The 1,862-nt window shown below is 63.9% G+C and carries 2 protein-coding genes; both read right to left on the bottom strand.

Going from position 1 to position 1,862, the window contains the following annotated elements; genetic code table 11:
* Nucleotides 1–41: 41 nt before the first annotated feature.
* The gene (locus tag AC3WRR_RS21710) at nt 42–164 is read right to left on the bottom strand and encodes a hypothetical protein (RefSeq protein ID WP_439672495.1); all 123 of its coding nucleotides are present in this window, start codon (nt 162–164) and stop codon (nt 42–44) included.
* Between the two features lie 106 nt (nt 165–270).
* On the bottom strand, nt 271–1,650 hold the full coding sequence (locus tag AC3WRR_RS21705; RefSeq protein WP_010813961.1) for a DUF1329 domain-containing protein: 1,380 nt from the start codon (nt 1,648–1,650) through the stop codon (nt 271–273).
* Between the last annotated feature and the right edge of the window lie 212 nt (nt 1,651–1,862).

Raw genomic sequence — 1,862 nt, 5'->3', positions numbered from 1 at the left:
CCGGGGGGGATGCCCCATTTTTGTTCGATGGCGCTCCGGACTTACGTGACCATGACATCGTCCTGCATCCGGCGCTCGCGTTCGCCGGGATACAGGGCCTTCTTTTCGAGGTAGAAGCACTCGGCGCAGCCCGGGTTGCAATCGGAGCGGCTGGGCTTTGCCATGTAAAAACCCCCAAGAGTCGTCTCCGACTTCTGGGGGCAGTTCAGGGCGGGGAGGGGAGCGCGACCGGGCGCCAAAGGCTGCGCCCGGCCGGATATCACGATGGGATCAGGTACCCGACCCGCGCGCGGCGTCCGGGGAGAAGAACGCCTCGTTGAATTCCGGGCTGTTGTTCAGCGTTGCCATCGGGCCTTCGTTGGTCAGGCGGTCGGCCATGTAGGCACCCGAAATCAGGTCATGGTAGAACACCGTGGTCGGATAGTAGCGGCGTGCATCATAGGCGTACACCGAGGCCTGGAGATTGGTGCGCCACAACTGGCCGCGGCCATCGTAGTTGTCGGCCGCCAGGGCCAGCCAGCTGTCTTCGTCGAGATACAGCACGCGTTTCGCATACTGGTGCCGGAAACCGGACTTGAGCGTGGCTTCCAGTACCCATACCCGATGCGGTTCATAGCGCATCGCGTCCGGATTGGCATGGCCATTCGTGAGCAGCTCCTTGTACTTGACGGAAGTGCTCTGCAGCTTGTAATTGTGGTACGGGACGAAGATCTCTTTCTTGCCGACGATCTTCCAGTTGTAGCGTTCGCCCGAGCCGTTGAAGAGGCGGTCGTCGTCCACGGTGCGGAAGCCGCCGGGACCCTGGGGCTGGTCAAAGCCGAATTCCGGCGCCTGGCGCACCCGCCGCGTGCCCGGGTTATAGATCCACGTGCGGTTGGTGTCGGAACCCTCCTGGTCCCAGACCGCGTAGCCAACGATCACCTGGCCGCGGTCACGCAACGGCAGGTCGGTGGCGGTGCGGAAGAAGGAGCGCTCGTTGAGGGCGCTGCGCGGGTCGAACTTGCCATTGTTGCGCGGCGACAGGATGCTGTACGAGACGCGCCCCCACGCGATCGAGCCGTTCGGATACACCACGGCCTGGTCGAACTGAGCCTTCTCGGTGCCGATGGCCGACGAGAAACGCTGGTTCCACAACAGCTCCATCGCGGTTTTCGGAATCGGGTAGGGAACCTGCGGACCCGCTTCCTTCAGGCCGTTGGCATCGCTCGTCATGCTGACGGTGGTGGCGTAGGTGCGGATGTCCTTGTAGACCGCGTCCTCGTAGCGGAAATCGCGATGGCTTGGGTACACCGGCATCTTGAAGGTGTCGGGATACTTCTTGAACAGCGCCTTCTGCCCGTCGCTAAGCCGCTCGGCATACTGCGCCATGTTCTGCGCCGTGATGACGAACAGCGGCTTCTCATCGGCATACGGGTCCGGGTAGCGTTCGCCGCGCTGGTATTTGACATGCGCCGGCGTGCCCAGCCACTTGCCGGACCATGCCGGGACCTCGCCGTCCTTGCTGGCGGCACGCTCGGCGCCCATCGGCGTGAGGGGGCCATCCAGTTGCTTGAGCTCCTCCGGGGTGGCCTTCGCCCACGATGCCGCCGCCAGGGCCATGCTGGTGAGCAGCAGGCCACCGCGTATCAGTTGTCTTGTGCTGGATTTCATTGAAGTCTCGCTCCTTGTAAAGAGGAATTGCCGGCGCCGGCTGTGCCTGTGCCTGTGCCTGTGGTGACAGCGTAGTGATGGCGCGGCGGCGGGGAATCGTTGGAACGGACTAGTGGATTTCCCTAGCGCCCGGCGTGGCGGGGCGGGGACAATCCGGGTGGCGTGCCAGCATCCCGCGAGGATTGCGGGAGCGTGCCGGGGTGGTACGGGAA

The organism is Cupriavidus sp. FW305-3-2-15-C-LB2, assembly GCF_058787575.1.
This window is presented reverse-complemented; position numbering and strand designations above follow the sequence as displayed.

Excerpts from the sequence above, each read along its gene's own strand:
- AC3WRR_RS21710 (WP_439672495.1), bottom strand. The coding sequence starts at position 164 with ATGGCAAAGCCCAGCCGCTCCGATTGCAACCCGGGCTGCGCCGAGTGC.
- AC3WRR_RS21705 (WP_010813961.1), bottom strand. The coding sequence starts at position 1,650 with ATGAAATCCAGCACAAGACAACTGATACGCGGTGGCCTGCTGCTCACC.